The sequence below is a fragment of the Pandoraea capi genome, assembly GCF_902459735.1.
Lineage (GTDB): Bacteria > Pseudomonadota > Gammaproteobacteria > Burkholderiales > Burkholderiaceae > Pandoraea > Pandoraea capi.
In genome coordinates, this window is record NZ_CABPRV010000007.1 from 140,611 (window position 1) to 162,754 (window position 22,144).

Genomic DNA, 22,144 nt, shown 5'->3' on the forward strand with positions numbered 1-22,144 from the left:
TTCATGTCTGCGGTCGGCCACGATAATTCGAAGCTCCTAGTCCGACGAACGCGGGCGTATTTCATGGAGCTTCCTCATGGCGACCGCAATCGCGCGCAACCCCCTGGATTTCACATTTACCATCAAGAGCATTCGCTTCGACGAAGACTATCGTCCATCGGAGAACACGCGAATCACGACCAACTTCGCCAATCTGGCCAGAGGCGAGAGTCGTCAGGAGAATCTGCGCAACACCTTCCGGATGATCGACAACCGTTTCAATGCGCTGGCGCATTGGGACAACCCGAAGGGCGACCGTTATTCGGTCGAGCTTGAAATCATTTCCGTTGAGATGAGCATCGAGGGTGAGCGCAGTGAAAGCGCGCTGCCGCTGATCGAAATACTGAAAACGAAAATCCTCGACAAGAAGACTGGCGAACACATCGAAGGCATTGTGGGGAACAACTTCTCGTCCTACGTGCGCGACTATGACTTCAGCGTGTTGCTGCTGGAGCACAACAAGCATCAGCCGGGGTTCAGCACGCCGGAAAACTTCGGCGATCTGCATGGGAAGCTCTTCCAGTCCTTCGTCAATTCCAGCGCTTACAAGCGCAGCTTCAACAAGCCGCCCGTCATCTGTCTGAGTGTGTCGAGCAGCAAGACCTATCGGCGCACGGCAAACCGGCATCCCGCGCTAGGGGTGGAATACGAGCAGGACGAGTATTCGCTGACCGACGAATATTTCAGGAAGATGGGGCTGAAGGTGCGCTACTTCATGCCGCCGAATAGCGTTGCGCCGCTGGCTTTCTATTTCTCCGGCGATCTGCTTGCCGATTACAGCAACCTTGAGCTCATCGGCACCATCAGCACGATGGATACCTTCCAGAAGATCTACCGCCCGGAGATTTACAACGCGAATTCCTCGGCGGGGGAGTTCTATCAGCCGAGTCTGAAGAACCAGGATTTCTCGTTGACTCGCATTGTTTACGACCGGGAAGAACGCAGTCGACTGGCGATTGAGCAAGGCAAGTTTGTCGAAGAGCAATTCATCAAGCCTTACCAGCTCACGCTCGATCAGTGGTCCGCGAACTACGCGCTTTGATTTATCGAAAACATAAGGTCATCCATCATGAAGAAATTGTTGCCCACTTCAACTGCCGGTAGTTTGCCCAAACCTTCCTGGCTCGCAGAACCGGAGAAGCTTTGGTCGCCGTGGAAGCTGGAGGGGGATGAACTCGCCGACGGCAAGCGCGACGCCTTGCGTTTGTCGCTGCAAGAGCAACAGCACGCGGGCATCGATATCGTCAGTGACGGCGAGCAGACACGCCAACACTTTGTCACGACGTTTATCGAGCATCTCGAAGGCGTGGATTTCGAGCATCGTGAGACGGTTCGAATCCGTGATCGCTACGACGCCAGTGTGCCGACGGTCGTCGGTACGGTCGCACGGAAGAAGCCGGTGTTTGTCGAAGACGCCAAGTTCCTGCGTCAACAAACCAACCAGCCGATCAAATGGGCGCTGCCCGGCCCGATGACGATGATCGATACGCTTTACGACGCGCATTACAAGAGCCGCGAAAAGCTGGCCTGGGAGTTTGCCAAGATTCTCAATCAGGAAGCGAAAGAGCTGGAGGCGGCGGGCGTCGACATCATTCAATTCGACGAGCCGGCGTTCAACGTCTTCTTCGACGAGGTGAACGAATGGGGCGTCGCCACGCTGGAGCGCGCAATCGAAGGGCTCAAGTGCGAGACGGCCGTGCATATCTGCTATGGCTATGGCATCAAAGCCAACACCGATTGGAAGCAGACGCTGGGCTCGGAGTGGCGGCAATATGAGGAAGCGTTCCCCAAGCTGCAAAAATCCAGTATCGATATCGTCTCGCTGGAATGCCACAACTCTCGCGTGCCGATCGATCTGATCGAACTCATTCGAGGCAAGAAGGTGATGGTGGGATCGATCGACGTGGCGTCCAATACGATCGAAACGCCGGAAGAAGTCGCCGCGACGCTGCGCAAGGCGCTACAGTTTGTCGATGCCGACAAGCTCTATCCGTGCACGAACTGCGGCATGGCGCCGTTGTCGCGTGATGTGGCACGCGGCAAGCTGAATGCGCTGAGTGCGGGCGCGGAAATCGTTCGGCGGGAACTCTCGAACTAATTCGGGCGGACGTCGGAAGTACGGGCAGACCCGTCAAGCGTTGGTTGACGCTGTGGGCGGGTTTGCTGGCTTCCGTCGCGTTGTACCTCGTATTTCGTCACTACTATGTCACTCTCCAGTCCGGCAATCGAGCCATTGCGCTTTCGCGAAGCGCTCGGGCACTACGCGTCTGGCATCACGGTTATTACCTCTCACGTCCACGACGAGCCGCTGGGCTTCACGTGCCAGTCTTTTTACAGCGTGTCGACGAACCCGCCGCTGGTGTCGTTCAGCGTGATGGCCCACTCCGCCAGCTATCCCAAAATTCGTCAGGCAGGTCGCTTCGCAGTCAATATCCTGTCGGAGACGCAGGTCGAAATATCCGACCAGTTCGCCCGGCGTGGGACGGACAAATGGCGAGGGGTGGAATGGCAGGCTTCGCCGCTGGGTAATCCGGTCATTGCCGGTAGCCTTCACTGGCTCGATTGCGAAATTTACGCGGAGCATTCGGCAGGCGATCACCTGATCGTGATTGGGGAAGTGAAAGCCCTGAGTCGTCAGGATGCGGCGTTCACGCAGCCGTTGCTGTATTTCAAAGGGCAGTATCGGAATATGGCGGCTTGATTGCGCCGGAGTGCGGCCGCCCGGCCGAGCGGGACGATTGTCTTGTGAGAGAACCCGGCGCTCTCAAGCACACGAGGTCGCTCGATCCGATGAACACTCAAGCAGATATTCCTGATGAGGAAGCATGGGATGCGTGGACGCCAGTCGAACTGGCGCAACGGTTGCTCGATATTTGTCGCAATGCCTTGCAGGAAAGCAGCGCGAAACCGAGGCGCCTTCGGCGGGCGACCTGCTTCCGAAGGGGTTGCCCGTGCCGACATCACAAGCCGCAGCCCAAACCAGATCAGGTAGGCCGCGCCTGCAATCCTGACGCCGACAGCGAGCCACGGGAAAATGGCGAATACCGCGCCGATGCCAAGCATCGCGCACGTCGCCCAGAACAGATTCACCATCACGATTCCGGCGACGAGCGCGAACGTATCGGAGCGTTTGCCGGCTACCGCCTTGTGCGTGATGGCGACGAAGTTCGGCCCTGGTATGACGGCGCTAGCCATATAAACAGAGAAGACTGTTACGACAGCGGACCAATCAACCATGGGTAGCCTCAGTGATGTGCCATGCGTGGGGTGCGAACTCTTTTAAGTTGCCACCGCACGACCGATCGACAGTATTGGCCCGGTAGGTCGGCCAGTGGGTGAGCCTTGTGGTGGCTCCAGTGTAATTTCAAACAACTGATTCGGCTGGAGCGGTGGCAGCTTTTCGACGGAGACCTCAACGGACTCCCCGGCGCGCAGTAATCCCAGCGAAACCGGACCGGACCATCCATCGGCTTTTGTCCATAGCTGCAAAGTCTTATCCGCCTGCGTGGACTTGGGCTTCAGTGGTATCAGGCGCAACTTCCTATCCGCCCCGACCTGCACCAGCCAGCCCGGGCTCTTATCCTGCGGAGAGGCCAGCACGACGACAAATCGGGGCGGTGGCGTCGGCGTGCGGAGCTTCACCCCCAACGTGACGGCAAGGAGTAACGCTGCGCAGGTCACGGCGCCGGAAGCCAGCCGCCAGAACCGGATGTCGTCCCACCAGCGACGCCATATCGAATGGCGCGCGACCGACACGCTCTGGTTAATGCGCTGCCAAAGTTGTCCGGACGGCGTAAGCGGAGCGACCGTGTCGGCCAGCGGTTGCAGGCGCGACTCCCACTGGGCGACCTTTGCGGCAAGGACTGGGTCGTGCAGCAGACGCGACTCCACGGCGCGTCTGCGCTCCCACGTCAGGGTGCCAAGGACGTATTCGCCTGCCAGGTCGTCAAGCGCGCTGAGTTCTTCCGGCGTCATTCCATGCACTCGCGAAGGGATTGCAGGCCACGGCGTACCCACGCCTTTACGGTGCCCAATGGGGATCGGAGGCGCTCCGCGATTTCGCTATGCGAGCAGCCGTCAAGATAGGCGTAAAGGATGCTGGCGCGTCGGGGGGCGTCTAGCCGTTCCAGACACTGGGCCAAACGCCCATGCATCAGTGGATCGGCTTGTGCCGAGAATATATTCGGGAGATGCGCTGTGGTGGCGTTCATATGCGCGTCAAGCGAGTCCTCGTCCGCCTCGACTTCCTGACTACGGCGTCGAACGGTGTTGAGTGCCTGATGACGGACGACACTGAAGATCCACCCGCGACCCGCGCCGCGTGTGGCATCGAAGGTTGCCGCCCGCGTCCATATGCTGACGAACGCATCGTGCAACACATCTTCAGCCAGTTGTCGGTCGCGTACGATGCGCTGTGCCACGCCAAGTAGATAGGCAGCGTCCCGCTCATAGAGTTGCCGCAATGCTTTGGCGTCCTGCCGAGCACAGGCAGCAATCGTCGATTCGTAGTCAAACTCGTCCGTCTTTTCGTGCACAGGCACCTCTCGGAAGCGCTCGGCGGCATGTTGACGCATGCCGCCGAAGATCGACTACGTTTCCCGGAAAATGCCGTCGGCGTCCAATCCTGTCAAGAGGCTTTCCAGAAAATGTAGTCAGCCTGATACTTCACGGTTTGCTTTGCGCCTTTGGTGGTCAGACTGCATTGCGAGGTCGGCGCCGTGCCGCCCTGGGTTGCCAGCCGCTGGATATAAGCCACGCCCTGCATCGCGCCGGTCCCCGTTGCCGGATTTGCCTTGACCAATTGCAACGGGATATTTCCAGCGCCGGCCGGTGAGACGGCTACCTGTGTCGCCGTCACCTTCGAGCCATCGTTGGATTCCCATGTGGCGGGCGGGCCGTAATACTTCCCGACGGCGTTTCCAGAGCGATCGGTCAGCACTGCGTCGGGTCCTACGAAAGTCCATTCGAACTGACCCGTTGCCTCTTTCTTTTCTCGACACTCATACAAGATGTCCCCCTTGCCCACGGTTTGCAGGGCGACGCGATGCCCGTCGGGAACCTTCACCGCGTCGGCAACCGGAGCCGATGCGCCGGGCATCGACATATCTTTGGCGCAAGCGCCAAGAAAGACAGTGCAGGTCAAGCTGACAAAGACGATGCGCTTCATGGCAAAACTCCTGTGTCGGTTTGATGAGATCGACGCCCCAGATTCGGAAGCATCACTCTCTCTAGACGCGAGATGCCGATTCGGATGCAGTCAATCGGAAATATTTGTTCCGCGCTGCCCGGATGCGCTCGCCGACACGCTTCCCGCGTGCGTTGCATGCCGCCACAATGGCGCCGCCCCTATTCGTCCTCCCAGCCACAGCAGCGCGGGAAAATGAACGGCCCATCCGGCGGCAATCACGGCAAGCGCGGCCCATGGGGCAAGGAAGGTCACTGCGCCCAGCGCGGCCCCGGCCCGAAACGACAGCGGGCCGCCCACTGCGCCGAGTACCGAGGCCAATGCCCAATGTGGGCGCAGCGATGAGAACAACGGGTTGATTTGTACGGAAAACAGTGCCCAAAGACCCGCCATCCAGTAGGGCGCGTATCCCGTTGGCCAACGGTCGGCGGGATACGCGATCCAGCCGGTGCGCAGCACAAACGACTCCCATCCCCAGCCGGCCAGCGCCACGAATGCGACAAACATCGCTTCGCGTAACCGGTCCGAAGTGGCACATAAATGCCCTGCGACGAGCAGCGTCACAAACACCGCGCCAATCCATGCCTTTCCGTGAGCGGCGCTGAGCACACAAATCAGCCATCCGATCTGGCCGAGCAATAGATAAAGCGCGCGCCAATACGCAGGCGGCATCCTGAGCGGGGATGGGAGGAGGGGGCCAGACATTCAGCGACCGCCCAACAGTTGTTGACGCAGCGATGGCGCACGCGTTCGGGGATCTAGCCAGATGTCGAAAAATGCTTCGGCGAAGGCCGGATCCTGAACGTCGGCCGACAATTTTCCGTTGGTGTAGAACCTCGCGCCGTGCCCCGGCAAATAGACGCCACAGAGCTCGTCGCCACGAACGACATCGCCGAAGGCACGCCGCATGTCTTGTTGCCATCGCGCTAACGTGACCTCTGCAATAGGCTGCGCCGACAGGCGTTGAATTTCGTCGAGTCCTGTCGAGACGATTCGCTCGGCGCTCACGCTTCGTTCGTACGTGAGAGACAGCGCAAAGGGGGCATCGTGCAGTGTGGACGGTCTGGGGGCTTGCGTCGCCCAAAGCTCTGCCCGGTAAAGGCAAAAGCCCAACACACAAAAATTTCCGGCACCGATACGCTGTGCATTGCGAACGTCGTCAAGGCAGCCGGCATGCGCGCTCGCAAGACTGTTTGCGCTGAGCCAGACCGCGAGCATAAGTCGCCGGTATCCACGAGCCACGCCTGCCAGATTGGATGCCGACGTCCAAGTACGTCCGGACATCGAAATGTGCCGGGGCTTCATGGGGCGTAAGCGCGGGTGGCGCGTAATCGAAGCGACATCATCGGTTGATCTCCCAGGACGACATGTCGGCATGCCCTGTCTACACGTCGAAGACCTTGACTCGCCTGACTCATCGGGGATTGCGAATTCCCATATACGGGCAAAACGAGAGACCGGATGCACTTTCAGTAAGAAAAATGGCCGACTTTTTAGGTTTCCCACAACGCCAACCTCGCCGCGGCCTGCGACGCCTGGCAGGGAGTGTCTCTTCCATGAAGCGGGACGGCGCCAATAGGATTTGCTGCGAAGCCGGCGCGGAACCGTTTCATCCCCCATCGACACCGATCCAATAGACCCACGCAAAGAACGTGCTAAAATCCTTGACTGATCAAACATTGATCCGTCCAAAAAATGGCTCCTAGTCCCAGTACCCCCCATTCGGCGGGGCAGGTGTTGCCGTTCCGGCAGTCGCTCGTGGCGATGCTCGGCCTTTGTTTCTGCACGATGATGGTGGCGCTCGACCAGACGGTCGTCGGCACCGCGCTACCGACCATCGTCGCGGAACTCAAAGGGTTCGAGTATTACGCTTGGGTCGCGACGTCGTATCTCCTCACCTCTGTCATCACCGTCCCGATCTTCGGGCGGCTCGGCGATTTTTACGGCCGCAAGCGCTTCGTCATGGCGGCCATCATCGTCTTCACCGCCGCTTCCGTGCTCTGCGGCGCGGCGAACAGCATGCCGTTCCTCGTCATCGCACGCGCCCTGCAAGGGATCGGCGGCGGCATGCTGGTCGGCACCGCGTTCGCCTGTGTGCCCGAACTGTTTCCCGATCCGCACGTGCGCCTGCGCTGGCAAGTCATGCTCAGCTCCGCCTTCGGGATCGCCAATGCCATCGGGCCGTCGCTCGGGGGTTTCCTGACGGAAGCCTACGGCTGGCGCTCGGTGTTCTACGTCAACCTGCCCGTCGGCCTGCTCGGCGTCTGGTTCGTCGGACGTCACCTGCCGCACATGCGCGCCGAAGAACACAGCAAGGCAAGCATCGACTGGCTTGGCGCAGGCTTGATCACCGCCGCGCTGGGCAGCTTGCAGATGCTCGTCGAATGGCTGCCCGCCGATGGACTCTCGCGCGGCGTCGTGACGCTTTTCGTCGTGCTCGTCATCTCGTCGGCCGCGCTTTACTGGTGGGAGCGTCGTGTGTCGCATCCGATCCTGCCGTTCGAGATGTTCCGCGACAAAAGCCTCGCGCCGCTCTTCGTGTTGTCCGTCTTCGCAGGCTTCTCGATGTTCGGGCTGCTGTTCTACGCGCCGCTCCTGCTGCAAGGCGGTTTCGGACTCTCGCCACGCGAAACCGGATTGCTGATCACACCGCTGGTCGTGTGTATTACCGTTGGCAGCATCGTGAACGGACGCCTGATTACGCGTCTGCCGAATCCGAACGTGATGCTCTACGGCGGCTTCCTGCTGCTCGCGCTGGCTTGCGCGGGCATCATCACCACGCATCGCGGCACGCCCCATCTGCTGATCGCTTCGTACATGTTCCTCGCCGGGTTGGGACTTGGTTTCGTGATGCCGAACCTCACTGTCTTCGCGCAGGAAGTCGCAGGCCGCGCGCACCTCGGCATTGCGACTGCGCTCATGCAGTCGCTGCGCATGATCGGCGGGATGCTCGGGACGGCCATCGTCGGGACGCTGGTCAATCACAGCTACACCGGGCGGGTGACCGACGCTCTCACCGCGAACGACGGCACGCGCTGGACGTCGCAACTCTCCGATCCGCAGATCCTCGTCAATGCGAAGGCGCAGAACGATTTCCTCATGACGCTTGCCCACATGGGCCAGAACGGCGCGCTGTTCATCGAATCGGCGCGCTCGTCGCTCGTGGCAGCGATTCACAACGGACAGATGGTGTCGCTCGCGGCGGCGCTGGCCGGGCTGTGGTTCGTCAGACGCGTGCCGCTGATTCGTCTCACGCGTGGCGCGAAGACGACCCCCAAGCCGCAGCCGCCAGTCGGAGAGTAATGGAGTCACGGAGTAAGGCGATGCCGACACCTCAAAAACGTAACGTCATTCAGCAACTGAGCCAGACGTATCGCTCGATGATGCTCGCGTTCGACGCGCAGGTCGGGCACCCGCTGCCGCGCTGGCGCATCATTCTCACGCTGGCCGAGCGAGGGACCAGCTCGCAGAAGTTTCTCGCCGAACATTGCCGCCTCGACCCGGCGTCGCTCACGCGTCAGCTTCAATCGATGGAGGCGCTGGGCTGGCTCTCTCGCGCGACCGATCCCGACGATAACCGTCTGACGAACGTCACGCTGACGGACGCGGGCATGGCCGTGCACGACGAAGCGACGCCGCATCGTCAGGCCTTCTTCGACAATGCGCTCGAAGGCATGACGCCCGAGGAAATCGCGACGCTGGAAAGCGCGCTCACGCACCTCGAAGCGCAGTTCAAGGCGATGGTGTCGCGGGCAAAGGCGGGGACTTCCGCCGATGCTGCCCCGAAAGCGAGCGCTGATGGCAAGCGGCGGATGTCGCCCGATGGGCAGACATCTGATTCACCTCCCGCGCGCAAGCGCGCGTCGCGGGGGCAGACTTAAGACGCATCACGCAAGATGCGAAACGCAATACAAAAAGCCGCTTCAACCATCGAAGCGGCTTTTTCATTCGAGTGATGCGCACGACAATCCGCATCGCGCGCTCACTCGCCGTGTGCTCCCACCGTCGGCGCCAGCATCGTTGCCAGCGCCTCCCGGGCCGCAATCAGAAGAACGTCTGCACGACTTCCACCACGTTGTAATCGCCATCGACGACCGGCAGGTGACGCCACTTGTCGAACGTCAGGCACGGATGCGAGATGTCGAACGCGATCATGTCGCCAACGCGGATGTCGTCGCCCGGCGCAATGCGCAGGTACGCGTGCTGATCCATCATGCCCGTGATTTCCCAATGCTCGGGCGTCGCACGCGGCGCCTTGCTTTCGCCCGGACGGAACTGCTGCGCCGGTTCCGGCATGCCCGCGTCGAAGGCCGCATCGCGCTTGCCAAGCGCGATGATCGCGCGCTCCGGTTCCGGAATCGACTGGACGTAGGCCCAGAGTTGCAGCGCCGGTTGCAGTTGCGAACGCATCTGCTTCGCGATCGGATTGCGCGTGGCGATCTGTGCCTGCGCCGCCTTGTAGATGCCCACGTCATGCGTGAGATAGCAGCCCGGACGCAGCACGACGTCCAGCGGCGCGCCCACATCCTTGTGCGCGAATTCATCGGCCACCACGTCATACCAGGCCGAACCCGCACCCGAGAGCACCGCCGGCGAACGCTCGATGCGACCCGCTGCGATCAACTCGCGCGTGATGCTCACCGCGCGTTGCAGGAACGCACGGATATCCGCTTCGGTGCTGAGCACGCCTTCATAGACTTCCACGCCTGCCAGCTTCACGGCGTCGTGATACTGCGCGAGTGCATCGAGCACCGCTTGTTGTTGGGCGGCATCGCGCACGCCGGTGCGTCCGCCCGTCACGCCCAACTCGATGAGGACCTGAATCGTCTGTCCGCGCGCGCGGAAGAAGTGACCCAGATGCTCGACGGCTGCGGCCGAATCCACCAGACAGAAGAATTCGAAATCGGTGTCCTTGAGCAGGTCGGCAATCATCGTCATGTTGCGCTTGCCCACGAGCTGGTTCGCCATGAGCACACGTCGCACGCCGTGGTGATACGCCGCAAAGGTCTGCTGCGCCGTGGCGAGCGTGATGCCCCACGCGCCACCGTCGAGCTGGCGGCGGAACAGCTTCGGCGCCATCGTCGTCTTGCCGTGCGGGGCGAGCTTCACGCCGTACTCGTGAACGAAACGCTGCATCCACGCCAGGTTGTGACGGATCTTGTCTTCGTAGAGTACGGCTGTCGGCAGGCTGAGGTCTTCGTTCAGCAGGTTCCAGCCCAGACCGGTCGTCGCCGAGGGCGCGCGCGGGGCGTCCAGCGCACCCAGACCCTTGTTGAGGGTATCGATCATGCCATGCTGATAGTTTGTATCACTCATTGAGAATCCTCCACGGTTCGGTGCGCCGACGATTGCCGGATGGTCCCTATAATAACGTTTAATTACCAGCGTTTGACAGATTTGTTATAAAGTACCAAAAAACGTCTCAAAACTTTCAAAACCGGCTCTGGCGACGCCTCGCGACGCCCCGAGACGCCATACGGACCCGAGATATGGCCGAAACTTTCGATATCGTGACGCGCGTTGCCGAACGCAGCGACGTCCTCAGTCAGGCGGAACGCAAAGTCGCCCAGGTGGTACTGGAGGACGTGGCGGGCGCGGCGGCGGCGTCGATCAACGTGCTTGCCGAGCGCGCCGGCGTGAGCGAAGCCAGCGTGACGCGCTTCGCCAAGGCGATGGGCTGCCGCGATGTGCGCGATCTCAAGTTGCGACTCGCGCAGGCAGCCGTCGTCGGTCAGCGCTTTCTCGGCGCGAATGCCGCCAACGCGCAGGAAGGCGCAGGGGAGACCATCGACCGTATCGCCGACGATATCCAGACGACGCTGCAAGTCCATCGCGGCCTCATCAAGCCGGAGGCGGTGCGTCGCGCGGCGCAGCGACTGCTGTTCGCTCGCATGATCTACGCGTTCGGGATGGGCGGCGGATCGTCGCTCATGGCGGACGAAGCGCGTTACCGGCTGGTGCGGCTCGGCCGTCCGGTCGCGAGCTATCAGGATGCGGTGCTGGCCCGCATGGTCGCCGGCACGCTGGCGCGCGAAGACGTCGTGCTGGCGTTCTCGGTGAGCGGTCACACGCCCGAGCTGGTGTCGACGTGCGAGATCGCACGGGAATACGGTGCGCAAGTGGTGGCGATCACGGCGACGGGCTCGCCGCTCGCGGCGCTGGCCGACGAAGTGCTGCCGATCCGCGCGCTGGAAACGGATTTCATTTTCAAACCGTCGTCGTCGCGTTACGCGATGCTGCTCGCCATGGACGTGCTGGCTACGGAACTGGCGTTGCTCGCCAAGCCGCAGAGCCAGGCGCTGTTGCGACGAATCAAATATGTGCTCGACACGCATCGGGGCGGCGGCGATCGTCAGCCTCTGGGAGACTGACATGACTGACCGCCTCGCAAATCTCGCCGATCGCACGGTCGACACCCTCATCGCCAACGTGCGTCTGGCCGACGGCTCCGGCGCGCCCATGACGGACGCTCGCTTTGACGTCGCGCTGCGCGACGGCCGGATTCACATCATCGCTCAAGCCGGTGACTTGTCGGGTTGGCAAGCCGCACAACGTATTGACGGCGACGGCAACGTGCTCAGTCCCGGCTTCATCGACGTTCATACACACGACGACACGAACGTCGTGCGGGCCCCGGAAATGACGCCGAAGCTCTCGCAAGGCGTGACGACGGTCGTCGTCGGCAATTGCGGCATCAGCGCGTCGCCGGTCACCCTAAAGGGCGATCCGCCCGATCCGATGAACCTGCTTGGCGAAGCCGGCGCATTCCAGTATCCGACGTTCAAAGTGTATGTCGATGCGCTCGAGAAGGCGCAACCGGCGATCAACGTGGCCGCGCTGATCGGCCACACCGCGCTGCGCAACAACCACATGGACCGCCTCGATCGTGCGGCGACCGAAGCCGAAATCGACGGCATGCGCGAGCAGCTTCGCGAGGCGCTTGCCAACGGCGCATTGGGGCTGTCGACGGGGCTGGCCTACGCCAATGCGAACGCCGCGCCGACCGAGGAAGTCCTCGCGCTCGCCGAGCCGTTGGCCGAGGCTGGCGGTCTTTACGCGACGCACTTGCGCACCGAGTTCGCCGAGATCCTGGAGGCGCTCGATGAAGCGTTCCGCATCGGCCGTCATGCGCGCGTGCCGGTGGTCGTCTCGCATCTGAAGTGTGCAGGCGTCGAGAACTGGGGACGCAGCACCGAAATTCTCGAAGCGCTCGACAAGGCGCAACGCTTCCAGCCGGTGGGCTGTGATTGCTATCCGTACACGGCAAGCTCGTCGACGCTCGATCTCAAGCAGGTCACCGACGACTTCGACATTCTCGTGACGTGGTCGCAAGCGCATCCGGACCAAGGCGGCAAGCTGCTCGCGACGATTGCCGCCGAGTGGGGCGTGGATCTGATGGAAGCGGCGAAGCGTCTGCAACCGGCCGGCGCCGTGTATCACTGCATGGAGGAAGCCGACGTGCAGCGCATCTTGCGTCACCCGGCGACGGTTGTCGGCTCCGACGGGCTGCCGAACGATCCGCTGCCGCATCCGCGTCTGTGGGGGGCGTTCCCCCGCGTGCTGGGACGCTACAGCCGTGAGCAGGCGCTGTTCCCGCTCGCCGAGGCCGTCCACAAGATGACGGGGCTGTCGGCCGAGCGCTTCGGTCTCACCGAGCGCGGTTTCGTGCGCGAAGGTTATTGGGCCGATCTGGTCCTGTTCGATCCGGCCACCGTGGCCGATGCGGCGACATTCACCGATCCGATGCAGCCCGCGTATGGCATTTCGGCCGTGTGGGTGAACGGCGTGCTGTCGTGGCAGGACCGTGCGCCGACGCAGAATGCGCGCGCCGGACGCTTCGTGCGTCGTGGCACGCCGCAGCCGGTGCTGTGAACCGAAATTGTCGAAAACGATTCGTTGAAAGGAGTGATGATGAGCATCAAACGATATGGCGTGGAAGGCGGACAGGGCACGGGTGGCCAGCGTATGCCGTTCGCACGCGCAACCGAGGCTGACGGTTTCCTGTTCGTGTCGGGCCAGACCCCGATGAAAGACGGCGAAGTGATCGATGGGGGCATCGTCGCCCAGTCGCATCAGGCCATCCAGAACATGATCGCGATTCTGACGGAAGCCGGTTACGGCACCGAGCATGTCATGCGTATTGGCGTGTGGCTCGACGATCCGCGCGATTTCGCGTCGTTCAACAAGGTCTTCAAGGAATACTTCGGCGATCATCCGCCCGCACGCGCCTGCGTCGTGTCGAGCATGGTCATCGACTGCAAGGTCGAAGTGGACTGCGTCGCCTATAAGAAACCGGCTGCGTAAGCTGCGGTGTCTGTTGTGCTGCGGGAAGAGGCCGACGTCGAACGTCGGCTTTTTTATGTCGCGAGATTTTGCATTGACGGGCACTTCGGTTTCCGTTTCGCAAAGGTTACGGTCCGCCTTCGATGGCGGCGCAATTTTGTCACCCGCAGTCTTCAGCTTCCTAACCTGACAGGAGGCGGATGGTGAGAACAACACCCATTGACGGCACTGGATCGAGCGCACGGATACACCGTGCCGCGATTGAATCGGCAGACGACGCCCGCATCACGATCGACTTCCCGCCCACGCCGGACGATGTCCGCTTGCGGTCGCAGACCCTGAGCCGTTTGTCCCGGGCGGGGTATGCCTCGGGGCTCACCGGGCTGGCCGTCACGGTATTGGGGGTGGCGGGACTGGCGAGCAGTGCGTACCTCTCGGTTCAGGCGGCCGCCGAAGTCGAAGCGCCTGACGGTGCCGATGCGGATCGCTGGGTTGAGTTCGGGCTGTGCGGCGGGCTGGCGGTTCTGTCGTCGCTCGTCGTGACGTTCGGACTCAGTCAGGTGTGCCTGTCCGTGAAGGAGCGGCGGCGGGCCGAGCAGGATTGGGGGGCGTTCAGCACGCGTGTGCAATTCGAATCGTCGCGCCCAGGGGCGCGCTCGTGAGGGCGTTCGGCGTGCGTGCGTTAGAAATACCGCCGCCCGAGGCACCGTCATCGACATCCGTCGCACGGGAGATCGATGTCGCGTTGGGTTTGCTGGGCGACGCCCGCTCGCTGCACGACGCGATGGATATGCCACGCCCCGGCGCGTGGGACGCGAGCCAATGCGACGCCGCGTATCGCTGCGGCTACGGCGCGTTCGAACGGGGCGATTTCGCGCATGCCATCGAGTGCTTCGCGCCGCTGCTGTCGGCGTGTCCGTTGACGGCGGATTACGCGGTGGCGCTCGCGCTCTCGGTGCAGCGTTACGGCGAACCGAAGGTGGCGCTGCCGCTGTTCATGGCGGCGGCGCTCATGGACGAGGACGCCCCGGGAGCGATGTATCGCGTGGGGGAGTGTCTCGTCGAGTTGCGGCAGTTCGACGCGGCGCGCCGGGCGATGAAGGAAGCGCTGCACCGGTGCGACGGGCAGCCGAAATATGTGGGCGTAAGGAATGCAGCGTTACAGATGATGGCCCGTCTCGGCTATCTCCACTACCTGGGCTGATGCTGCGGCAGATCGACTTGCGCAGCGTGGCCGGGTGCTCACAAGGTCAGGACTTGCAGGAGGCCGCGCCTGGATAGCGCGGATTGGCGACGGGCCCGGGCAGCCCGTCGCCATTTTTTACCAAGGTGTTACTGACGTGCCGTGCGCGCGTTGTCCGGCATCGGCAGCGTGAAGTTGGTGCGGAACGGATTGATGTCGAGGCCGCCGCGTCGCGTGTAGCGCGCGTAGACCGCGAGCTGGCTCGGCTTGCACCGGTTCAGGATGTCCATGAAGATCCCTTCCACGCACTGCTCGTGGAAGCCGGTGTGACGTCGATAAGAAATCACGTACTTGAGCAGCCCTGCCTGATCGATCGGCGGGCCGACGTAACGAATTTGCAGGCTGCCCCAGTCGGGCTGGCCGGTCACCGGGCAATTCGACTTGAGCAGGTTGGAGACGAGCGTCTCTTCCACGTGCTGTTCGTCGAAGGCGGCGGTGAGCAGTGAGGCGTCGGGTACGTAGACGTCGGTATCGATGTCGAGACGGTCCACGAGCAGGCCGTCGAGTTCGTCGAGCTGTAGCTTGCCGAAGCCGCTCGGATCCGTGAGCCGGACCTGCACGGGCGCACCGGCCGCCTCGGACAGATCCTGTTGAATTAGCGCGCGCGCTGCGTCCAGATTGGCGAGCTTCGTCTGTGCAAACGACCCCAGATACAACTTGAACGACTTCGATTCGATGATGAACGGCGAGTCGGCCGGCACCACGGCCTTGAGCAGTGCGATCTGCGGCTTGCCCTTGTCGTTGAGCCAGGAGAGTTCGTAACCGTTCCAGATGTCGGCACCGAAGAACGGCAGCGTTTCCGGCACGCCGATCTGGGCGCGTGCCGGGGCACGGGCGATCGGAAAGAGTTGCGACGGGTCGTAGTGCTCGGTGTAGGCAACTTCTTTGCCGAGCGTGGATTGTTCAGGCGTGGTCATGATTGGCGATGCCACTGATGACATGGCCGGTCGGGCTGACCCGGGCGGCCGATTCGCAGTGGCGTGTCTGATCGTCGAAGAAGAAATCGGGCTCGAACTCGCGCAGGAATGCGCCTTTGTCCAGCCCGCCCAAAAACATCGCCTCGTCGATGTCGATTTTCCAGTCCATCAACGTGCGGATGGCGCGTTCGTGCGCGGGCGCCGAGCGTGCCGTGACGAGCGCCGTACGGATTTTCACCGGCACTTCGTGGCCCGCCAGGGTTTGCAGACGGTGCAAGGCCAGCAGCAGCGGCTTGAACGGTCCGGGCGGCAGCGGTGTGGCGGCGCGCTCGGTTTCGTGTTGCTGGAAGGCGTCGAGGCCGTTGCGCTGGAAGACCCGCTCGGCTTCGTCGGAGAAGAGCACGGCGTCGCCATCGAAGGCGATGCGGATTTCGTCCGGATGCAGCTCGGCCTTTTTCGCGGAGTCGGGATACACGCGCGCCGCCGGGAAACCGGCGGCGAGGGCGCTGCGCACGTCGCGCTCGTTGGCCGAGAGGAACAGGTGCGCCCCCAGCGCGTTGAGGTAGCCGAAGGGGTCGCGCCCGCGTGTGAAGACCCCGCGTTCGATCTTGAGATCGAACTGCCGCGCCGAGCGGAACACCCGCATGCCGCTCACGGGATCGTTGCGCGAGAGCACCACGACTTCCACGCGGTGACCGTCGCTCGCGCCACCGCCGCTGGTGTCGCTGCCGCGATTGAAAGCGAGCAGCTTCTGCACGAGCGGGAAGGCGACGCCGGCCGGGGCCGGCTTGTCGATGCGGTCGAGCTGATACTGCATGTACGACTGGTCGTCGCCGCTCGCCACGCCGGCCTCGTACACGCGGTTCTCTTCTTCGAAGTCGAACAGCGCGCGCGAGGATATCGCGACAACGAGTTTGTTCTCGAGCGTGATCGGCATGGTGGCGGTGATGTCCTGTCGGGTAGTGAGTGACGAGGCCGTGAAGTCTGTAATCGGCGGCTTACCCGAGGAACAGCTTGTACACGGGGTTGTTGCTTTCGTCCCAGTAAGGATAGCCGAGCGTTGCGAGGAAGTCGCGGAACTCGGCCTTGTCGTCGTCCGGCACCTGCATGCCCACGAGGATGTTGCTGTAGTCCGCGCCCTGATTCCGGTAGTGGAACAGGCTGATGTTCCAGTTCGGGCTCATGGCCGAGAGGAATTTCATCAGCGCGCCCGGACGCTCCGGAAACTCGAAGCGGAACAGCACTTCGTTGCTGGCCAGTGCCGAGCGTCCGCCGACCATGTAGCGGATGTGCTGCTTGGACAGTTCGTCGTTGGACAGATCGAGCGTGGGGAAGCCGTGACGCTCGAAGCCCGAACGGATACGCTCGCCTTCGTCGCGGTTGTGCATCTGGATGCCCACGAAGATGTGGGCGCTCGAGGCTTCGCTAATTCGGTAGTTGAACTCGGTCACGTTGCGGCTACCCACCACTTCGGTGAAGCGCTTGAAGCTGCCGCGCGCTTCCGGAATGGTGACGGCGAAGACCGCTTCGCGCGCTTCACCGACTTCGGCGCGCTCGGCAACGAAGCGCAGGCGGTCGAAGTTCATGTTCGCGCCGGACGTGATGGCGACGAGCGTCTCGCCCTTGAGCTTCTCGCGCTCGGCATAAAGCTTGGCGCCGGCCACGGACAGCGCGCCCGACGGCTCCAGCACGCTGCGGGTGTCCTGGAACACATCCTTGATGGCGGCGCAAAGCTGGTCGGTGTCCACGCGCACGACTTCGTCGAGATACTCGCTGCACAGACGGAAGGTTTCTTCGCCGACGTATTTGACGGCAGTGCCGTCGGCAAAGAGGCCGACGTCGTTCAACAGAATGCGCTCACCGGCGTGGATGGACTGCGCCATCGCGTCCGAATCGACGGATTGCACGCCGATGACCTTGATTTCGGGGCGCACGGACTTGACGTACGCGGCCACGCCGGCGGCGAGTCCACCGCCGCCGATCGGCACGAAGATGGCGTGCAGCGGACCTTGATGCTGACGCAGGATTTCCATACCGATGGTGCCCTGACCGGCGATGACGTCGGGATCGTCGAACGGCGGCACGAAGGTCAGCCCGCGCTCGGCTTGCAGCGTCATGGCGTGGGCGAAGGCGTCGCTGTACGAGTCGCCCGCGAGCACGACTTCGACGGCGCGTCCGCCATGGGTGCGCACGGCGTCGATCTTGACCTGCGGGGTGGTCACCGGCATGACGATGACGGCCTTGCAGCCCAGACGCGCGGCCGAGTACGCGACACCCTGCGCGTGGTTGCCGGCGGAGGCCGTGAGCACGCCGCGCTCACGTTCGTCGTCGGTCAGGTTCGCCATCTTGTTGTACGCGCCCCGAATCTTGAAGGAGAACACCGTCTGGTTGTCTTCGCGCTTGAGATAAATTCGATTGTGCAGGCGCATCGAGAGCGTGCGGGCCTGCTCGAGTTCGCTCTCGTGGGCGACGTCGTAGACTTTGGCGGTCAGGATCTTCTTCAGGTAGTCGGGAGCTGCGTCGGACATGATTTAAGGCTTCTTCAGGTTAGGCACATCAAGGAACAAAAGGACAATGATAGACCAGCACGTCCGCCGGGGCGGTCGCGCTAAGTCTTTCGGGGAAAAACGGGAAAGGAGAGTGCGCGCCCTAGCTTAGGTCGTCGGGGGTGTCGATGTCGCGCACGATTCCGGCGTCGTCGACATCGACGATCGTAATGTGCTCGCTAATCAGCAGGTCGCGCGCGCCGACATCGCCATCGAGGGCGGCCAGACGCGGGGTATAGGCGGAACCGAAGGCGACCGGATGGCCGCGCTGTCCCTGATAACTCGGTGCGACGATGGCGTCGGGCGAGGTGAGCCCGTTCGACACGGCACGCAAGGTATTCGGATGAATGAACGGCATGTCGGCCAGCGCGACGAGCCAGCCATCGAGATGTTCGAGCCCGGGGGGCGGCGCTTCGTCGGTCGCGGCCTGAATGCCGGCGGCCAGGGTCGCGCCCATGCCACGCTTGGTGGCGTGGCTCATGACGACTTCACAACCCGCCTGCAAGAGCACGTTCTCCAGCTCGGCCGAATCCGGGCGCACCACCGCGATCACGCGCGGCAATGCCGCCAGCAGCGCGTGGGCGCTGGCGAGGGCAACGGGTCGGTTCAGGGGATCTCCGGGCAGCGGCGCGAGCAGCTTGTTCCGGCGCCCCGCCGCGTCGAAGCGGGTACCGAGTCCGCCTGCCAGTAGAATGGCCACGGGCGGCGTCGAAGGTCGGGTCATGGGCATGCATTATGCGCCAGACTTTTCGTTTCTGCCAAACGCGTGTGCACGCCTTCGCGGCGACATTGGCCGACCGTCTGGCCGGTTGGGATGGGCGCGTTCGCGATGGCTTTCGATGGGTTTTCGTTTTTTTACCGGAGTTGCATGGAGTCGTTCATCACCTGGCTGCTGGGCGTTTTGACACTGCCCGGCGTGGGGCTGCCCGCGATTTTTCTCGTGTCGTTTCTCTCGGCCACGCTGCTGCCGATGGGCTCGGAGCCTGCGCTGTTCGGCTACGTGGCGCTCAATCCGCACATGTTCTGGCCGGCCATCGCGGTGGCGAGCGTCGGCAATACGCTCGGCGGCATGCTGGATTGGTGGATGGGGTTCGCGGCGCGACGCGCTTACGTGCGGCTCAAGGCACGTCGGCGGGCGCATGCGCGTGCTGCCGCCTCACTCGGCTCACTCGGCTCGGGCGGCACGATGACGGCGGAAATGACGATGCCCGGCGCGAAGGGCGACGCGAAGGCAGCTGCCGAAGGCCGCGCGCCCATGAACGAACGCTATCACCGCTGGATGCGCCGCTTCGGCCCACCCCTGCTGCTGCTGTCGTGGCTGCCCGTGGTCGGCGATCCGCTCTGTACCGTCGCCGGATGGCTGCGCCTGTCATGGCGCTCATGCCTCGTCTATATCGCTATCGGCAAGACGCTGCGCTACATCACCATCACTTATCTGATGCTGCGCGTGCCCGAGTCGTTCTGGCAGGGCATCTTCGCGCCGTTCAAACACTTATTAGTTGGATGAGTGCGCCGGCAGGACTGTCCCTTCTTTCCTTCTTTTCGCGTTTGAGGCGGTTCTGCTTTAGTCCGGAGGCCGGACCGGGGCCCCCGTCCGCCCCTCAGACATAAACCCAACTCGGTTCAGAAGGGGGCCCCGGTCCGGCTGACTGCCATGCTTTCCCGGGCCCCACCTTCTTTTTGCGCTAACGGGCGGTTTCTGGCTTACGCGCTCGTGACGTCGAACGGCAACGCGCGCAGACGCTTGCCCGTCAACACCGCCACCGCATTCGCATACGCCGGCGCCAGCGGCGGCAATCCCGGCTCACCCATGCCCGTCGGGGCGTCGCCCGAACTCACCACGTGGACACTGATCTCCGGCATGTCGGTCAGACGCGCCACCGTGTACTGGTGGAAGTTGCTCTGCTCGACTTCGCCATCCTTCATGGTGATCGCCGCACCCGGCAATGTCGTGCCCAGCCCCATCAACGCCGCCCCCTCGACCTGCGCCGCCACCGTCAACGGATTGACTGCGAAGTTGCAATGCACACCCGCCACGGCACTGACCAGTCGCGGCGCATTGTTGCGCATCTCCGCCACGACGACGTACGCCACCACGGAGTCGAACGACTCGTGCACCGCCACGCCCCATGCCTGTCCTTCCGGCAACTTGGTCTTGCCATAACCCGAACGCTCGACAGCCAGCGCCAACGCCGCACGGTGACGCGGATGCTTGTCGCCAAGCAGCGAGTATCGGTACGCGACCGGGTCCTGACCGGCGTTCTTCGCCAGTTCGTCGATGAGTGTTTCCATGACGAACGCCGTGTGCGTATTGCCCACGGAACGCCACCACAACACCGGTACGTTGACCTTCGGGCTGTGCAGCGTGAGACGCAACGGGACCGCGTACGGTGTGCCGGACACGCCTTCGACGCTGGTGGCGTCGACGCCGTTCTTGACCATCATCGGCTCGAACGGGGTGCCTTGCAGGATCGACTGGCCGACGATGGTGTGATTCCACGCCAGCACGTTGCCCTTGGCGTCGAGACCGATCTCGGCGCGGTGAACGTACATCGGACGGTAGTAGCCGCCATGGATGTCGTCTTCACGGCTCCAGATGACCTTGACCGGCTCGCGATGCCCCGCGCCACGCCACGCTTTCGCGACCTGCGCGGCTTCCACGCCGTAGTCGGACGTCGGCACGGCACGACGGCCGAAGCCGCCGCCCGCCATCAGCGTGTGCAGCTTGACCTGCTCGGGCTTCAGACCCAGCGTGCGCGCCATGGCCGCCTGATCGACGGTCTGGAACTGGGTGCCGGTCCACACTTCCGCACCCTTGTCGGAGAGCTGCACGGTGCAGTTCAGCGGCTCCATCGGCGCATGGGCGAGATACGGGAAGCTGTATTCGGCGACGAGGGTCTTGGGCGCGCCCTTGAGCCTGGAGACGTCGGTGTCGATGGCGACGATGCCCGGCGTCTTGGCCATTTCCTTGAACTTGGCCAACTGCTGGGTCGTGTCGACATGTTCGACGCCGCTGGTGTCCCATTCGGCCTTGAGCGCGTCGCGGCCGGTCTTGGCTTGCCAGTAGCCGTCGGCGATCACAGCGACGGCAGTGCCGCCACGGTCGTCCGGAATTTCGAGCACGTCGCGCACACCCTTGATGGCTTTCGCAGCCTTGGCGTCGAAGCTTTTCACCTTGGCGCCGAACACCGGCGGACGCGCCACGACCGCCACCTTGAGGTTCGGCAGCTTGAAGTCCATGCCGTACATCGGCGTGCCGGTCGACTTGGCCTTGGCGTCGAGTCGGCGCGTCGGCTTGCCGAGCAGGCGGAACGTCGCCGGGTCCTTGAGCGCGACGTTGGCCGGCACGGGCAGTGCCTGTGCGCGGGCGGCCAGGCTGCCGTAGGTGGCGCGTTTGCCGTTCGGTCCGAGCACCACACCGTTTTCGGTGCGCAACTGATCGGCCGGCACCTTCCATTGCTGCGCGGCTGCCGCGATCAGCATGGCGCGTGCGGACGCCCCGATGCGCCGGTACTGCATCCAAGAGTGCGCGATGGTGCCCGAGCCGCCCGTCATCTGGATGCCGAAGATCGGATCCTTGTAAGCGTCGCCCGCAGGGGCCAGCTCGCCGCGCACTTTGCCCCAGTCGCAGTCGAGTTCTTCAGCGACGAGCATCGGCAGCGCGGTCTGCACGCCCTGACCGAAGTCGAGACGGTTGACCTGGATGGTGACCGTGTCGTCCGGCGCAATGTGGACGAAGGCCGACGGCACGACGGGGGCTGCGGGCGCGCCCTGTGCGTTGGCCGTGCGCATGAGGCCCGGCAACGACATTTCGAGCATCAGGCCGCCTGCCGCGATGGCCGACGTCTTCAGGAAGCCGCGACGGCTCACGCCCGCGAAGTCGCCCACGGCAACGCCGGGGTATTGGGAGAAACGAAGTTGACGCATGTCG

General features: G+C 63.0%; 23 protein-coding genes. 11 read left to right on the plus strand and 12 right to left on the minus strand.

Translation table 11 applies throughout. The features are described 5' to 3' along the window. Positions 1-76 precede the first annotated feature (76 nt). The 3 genes from PCA20602_RS15565 (at position 77) to PCA20602_RS15575 (ending at position 2,740) form a co-directional block, all read left to right on the plus strand. Positions 77-1,081 (plus strand): DUF1852 domain-containing protein, encoded by a 1,005-nt coding sequence (locus PCA20602_RS15565; protein WP_150722005.1) that lies wholly within the window; start codon positions 77-79, stop codon positions 1,079-1,081. Between the two features lie 27 nt (positions 1,082-1,108). After that, positions 1,109-2,137, plus strand: coding sequence for a methionine synthase (locus PCA20602_RS15570; protein WP_150722006.1), 1,029 nt, complete (start codon positions 1,109-1,111; stop codon positions 2,135-2,137). A 105-nt stretch (positions 2,138-2,242) separates the two neighbouring features. Continuing rightward, a complete protein-coding gene (locus PCA20602_RS15575) occupies positions 2,243-2,740 on the plus strand; it encodes a flavin reductase family protein (protein ID WP_150722007.1) in 498 nt (165 codons plus the stop codon). On the opposite strand, the gene PCA20602_RS15580 is transcribed toward PCA20602_RS15575, so the two are convergent. The 6 genes from PCA20602_RS15580 to PCA20602_RS26390 form a co-directional block, all read right to left on the minus strand. Continuing rightward, positions 2,674-3,276 carry a LysE family translocator gene (locus PCA20602_RS15580; RefSeq protein WP_150722008.1) on the minus strand — a complete coding sequence of 201 codons (603 nt, stop codon included), beginning with the start codon at positions 3,274-3,276 and terminating at the stop codon, positions 2,674-2,676. The genes PCA20602_RS15575 and PCA20602_RS15580 overlap by 67 nt on opposite strands. A gap of 42 nt (positions 3,277-3,318) precedes the next feature. Further along, complete coding sequence (locus tag PCA20602_RS15585; RefSeq protein ID WP_150722009.1) at positions 3,319-4,014, minus strand: anti-sigma factor; 696 nt, start codon at positions 4,012-4,014, stop codon at positions 3,319-3,321. After that, a complete protein-coding gene (locus tag PCA20602_RS15590) occupies positions 4,011-4,613 on the minus strand; it encodes a sigma-70 family RNA polymerase sigma factor (RefSeq protein WP_150722010.1) in 603 nt (200 codons plus the stop codon). Before PCA20602_RS15590 ends, PCA20602_RS15585 begins: the two co-directional genes overlap by 4 nt. A gap of 53 nt (positions 4,614-4,666) precedes the next feature. Continuing rightward, complete coding sequence (locus PCA20602_RS15595) at positions 4,667-5,143, minus strand: DUF3455 domain-containing protein (protein WP_425495676.1); 477 nt, start codon at positions 5,141-5,143, stop codon at positions 4,667-4,669. 153 nt (positions 5,144-5,296) lie between these two features. Further along, positions 5,297-5,929 (minus strand): DUF2878 domain-containing protein, encoded by a 633-nt coding sequence (locus PCA20602_RS15600; protein WP_150722012.1) that lies wholly within the window; start codon positions 5,927-5,929, stop codon positions 5,297-5,299. Further along, complete coding sequence (locus PCA20602_RS26390; RefSeq protein ID WP_150722128.1) at positions 5,930-6,442, minus strand: chalcone isomerase family protein; 513 nt, start codon at positions 6,440-6,442, stop codon at positions 5,930-5,932. A gap of 477 nt (positions 6,443-6,919) precedes the next feature. Here PCA20602_RS26390 and PCA20602_RS15610 point away from each other — a divergent pair, with 477 nt between their 5' ends. Both PCA20602_RS15610 and PCA20602_RS15615 read left to right on the plus strand, forming a co-directional pair. Further along, the gene (locus tag PCA20602_RS15610) at positions 6,920-8,527 is read left to right on the plus strand and encodes an MDR family MFS transporter (RefSeq protein ID WP_150722013.1); all 1,608 of its coding nucleotides are present in this window, start codon (positions 6,920-6,922) and stop codon (positions 8,525-8,527) included. Positions 8,528-8,547: 20 nt separating this feature from the next. Next, on the plus strand, positions 8,548-9,105 hold the full coding sequence (locus PCA20602_RS15615) for a MarR family winged helix-turn-helix transcriptional regulator (protein ID WP_150722014.1): 558 nt from the start codon (positions 8,548-8,550) through the stop codon (positions 9,103-9,105). Between the two features lie 163 nt (positions 9,106-9,268). Here the strand turns inward: PCA20602_RS15615 and PCA20602_RS15620 are convergent, their stop codons facing one another. Further along, positions 9,269-10,540 carry an amino acid deaminase gene (locus PCA20602_RS15620; protein WP_150722015.1) on the minus strand — a complete coding sequence of 424 codons (1,272 nt, stop codon included), beginning with the start codon at positions 10,538-10,540 and terminating at the stop codon, positions 9,269-9,271. Between the two features lie 173 nt (positions 10,541-10,713). On the opposite strand from PCA20602_RS15620, the gene PCA20602_RS15625 reads away from it, so the two are divergent. From PCA20602_RS15625 to PCA20602_RS15645, 5 genes are all read left to right on the plus strand, one after another. Beyond that, entirely contained in the window at positions 10,714-11,595 is an 882-nt protein-coding gene (locus PCA20602_RS15625) for a MurR/RpiR family transcriptional regulator (RefSeq protein WP_150722016.1), read from the plus strand. A 1-nt stretch (position 11,596) separates the two neighbouring features. After that, positions 11,597-13,096, plus strand: a complete 1,500-nt coding sequence (locus PCA20602_RS15630) for an N-acyl-D-amino-acid deacylase family protein (RefSeq protein WP_150722017.1) — start codon at positions 11,597-11,599, stop codon at positions 13,094-13,096. Between the two features lie 45 nt (positions 13,097-13,141). Next, positions 13,142-13,528, plus strand: a complete 387-nt coding sequence (locus PCA20602_RS15635; protein ID WP_044457733.1) for a RidA family protein — start codon at positions 13,142-13,144, stop codon at positions 13,526-13,528. A gap of 182 nt (positions 13,529-13,710) precedes the next feature. Then, on the plus strand, positions 13,711-14,169 hold the full coding sequence (locus PCA20602_RS15640; RefSeq protein WP_150722018.1) for a hypothetical protein: 459 nt from the start codon (positions 13,711-13,713) through the stop codon (positions 14,167-14,169). A gap of 11 nt (positions 14,170-14,180) precedes the next feature. Beyond that, positions 14,181-14,711 carry a hypothetical protein gene (locus tag PCA20602_RS15645; protein WP_150722019.1) on the plus strand — a complete coding sequence of 177 codons (531 nt, stop codon included), beginning with the start codon at positions 14,181-14,183 and terminating at the stop codon, positions 14,709-14,711. Positions 14,712-14,839: 128 nt separating this feature from the next. Here the strand turns inward: PCA20602_RS15645 and queF are convergent, their stop codons facing one another. The 4 genes from queF to PCA20602_RS15665 form a co-directional block, all read right to left on the minus strand. Then, positions 14,840-15,667 carry an NADPH-dependent 7-cyano-7-deazaguanine reductase QueF gene (queF, locus tag PCA20602_RS15650; RefSeq protein WP_069340061.1) on the minus strand — a complete coding sequence of 276 codons (828 nt, stop codon included), beginning with the start codon at positions 15,665-15,667 and terminating at the stop codon, positions 14,840-14,842. Then, a complete protein-coding gene (locus PCA20602_RS15655; protein ID WP_069340060.1) occupies positions 15,654-16,604 on the minus strand; it encodes a 5'-nucleotidase in 951 nt (316 codons plus the stop codon). Before PCA20602_RS15655 ends, queF begins: the two co-directional genes overlap by 14 nt. A 61-nt stretch (positions 16,605-16,665) precedes the next feature. Further along, positions 16,666-18,195, minus strand: a complete 1,530-nt coding sequence (gene ilvA / locus PCA20602_RS15660) for a threonine ammonia-lyase, biosynthetic (protein WP_150722020.1) — start codon at positions 18,193-18,195, stop codon at positions 16,666-16,668. A gap of 121 nt (positions 18,196-18,316) precedes the next feature. Then, a complete protein-coding gene (locus tag PCA20602_RS15665) occupies positions 18,317-18,937 on the minus strand; it encodes a nucleotidyltransferase family protein (RefSeq protein ID WP_150722021.1) in 621 nt (206 codons plus the stop codon). Positions 18,938-19,081: 144 nt separating this feature from the next. Here PCA20602_RS15665 and PCA20602_RS15670 point away from each other — a divergent pair, with 144 nt between their 5' ends. Then, the gene (locus tag PCA20602_RS15670; RefSeq protein ID WP_150722022.1) at positions 19,082-19,720 is read left to right on the plus strand and encodes a YqaA family protein; all 639 of its coding nucleotides are present in this window, start codon (positions 19,082-19,084) and stop codon (positions 19,718-19,720) included. 197 nt (positions 19,721-19,917) lie between these two features. Here PCA20602_RS15670 and PCA20602_RS15675 read toward each other — a convergent pair whose 3' ends face one another. Beyond that, positions 19,918-22,140: a xanthine dehydrogenase family protein molybdopterin-binding subunit gene (locus PCA20602_RS15675; protein ID WP_150722023.1), complete on the minus strand. Its 2,223-nt coding sequence runs from the start codon at positions 22,138-22,140 to the stop codon at positions 19,918-19,920. Positions 22,141-22,144: the final 4 nt, after the last annotated feature.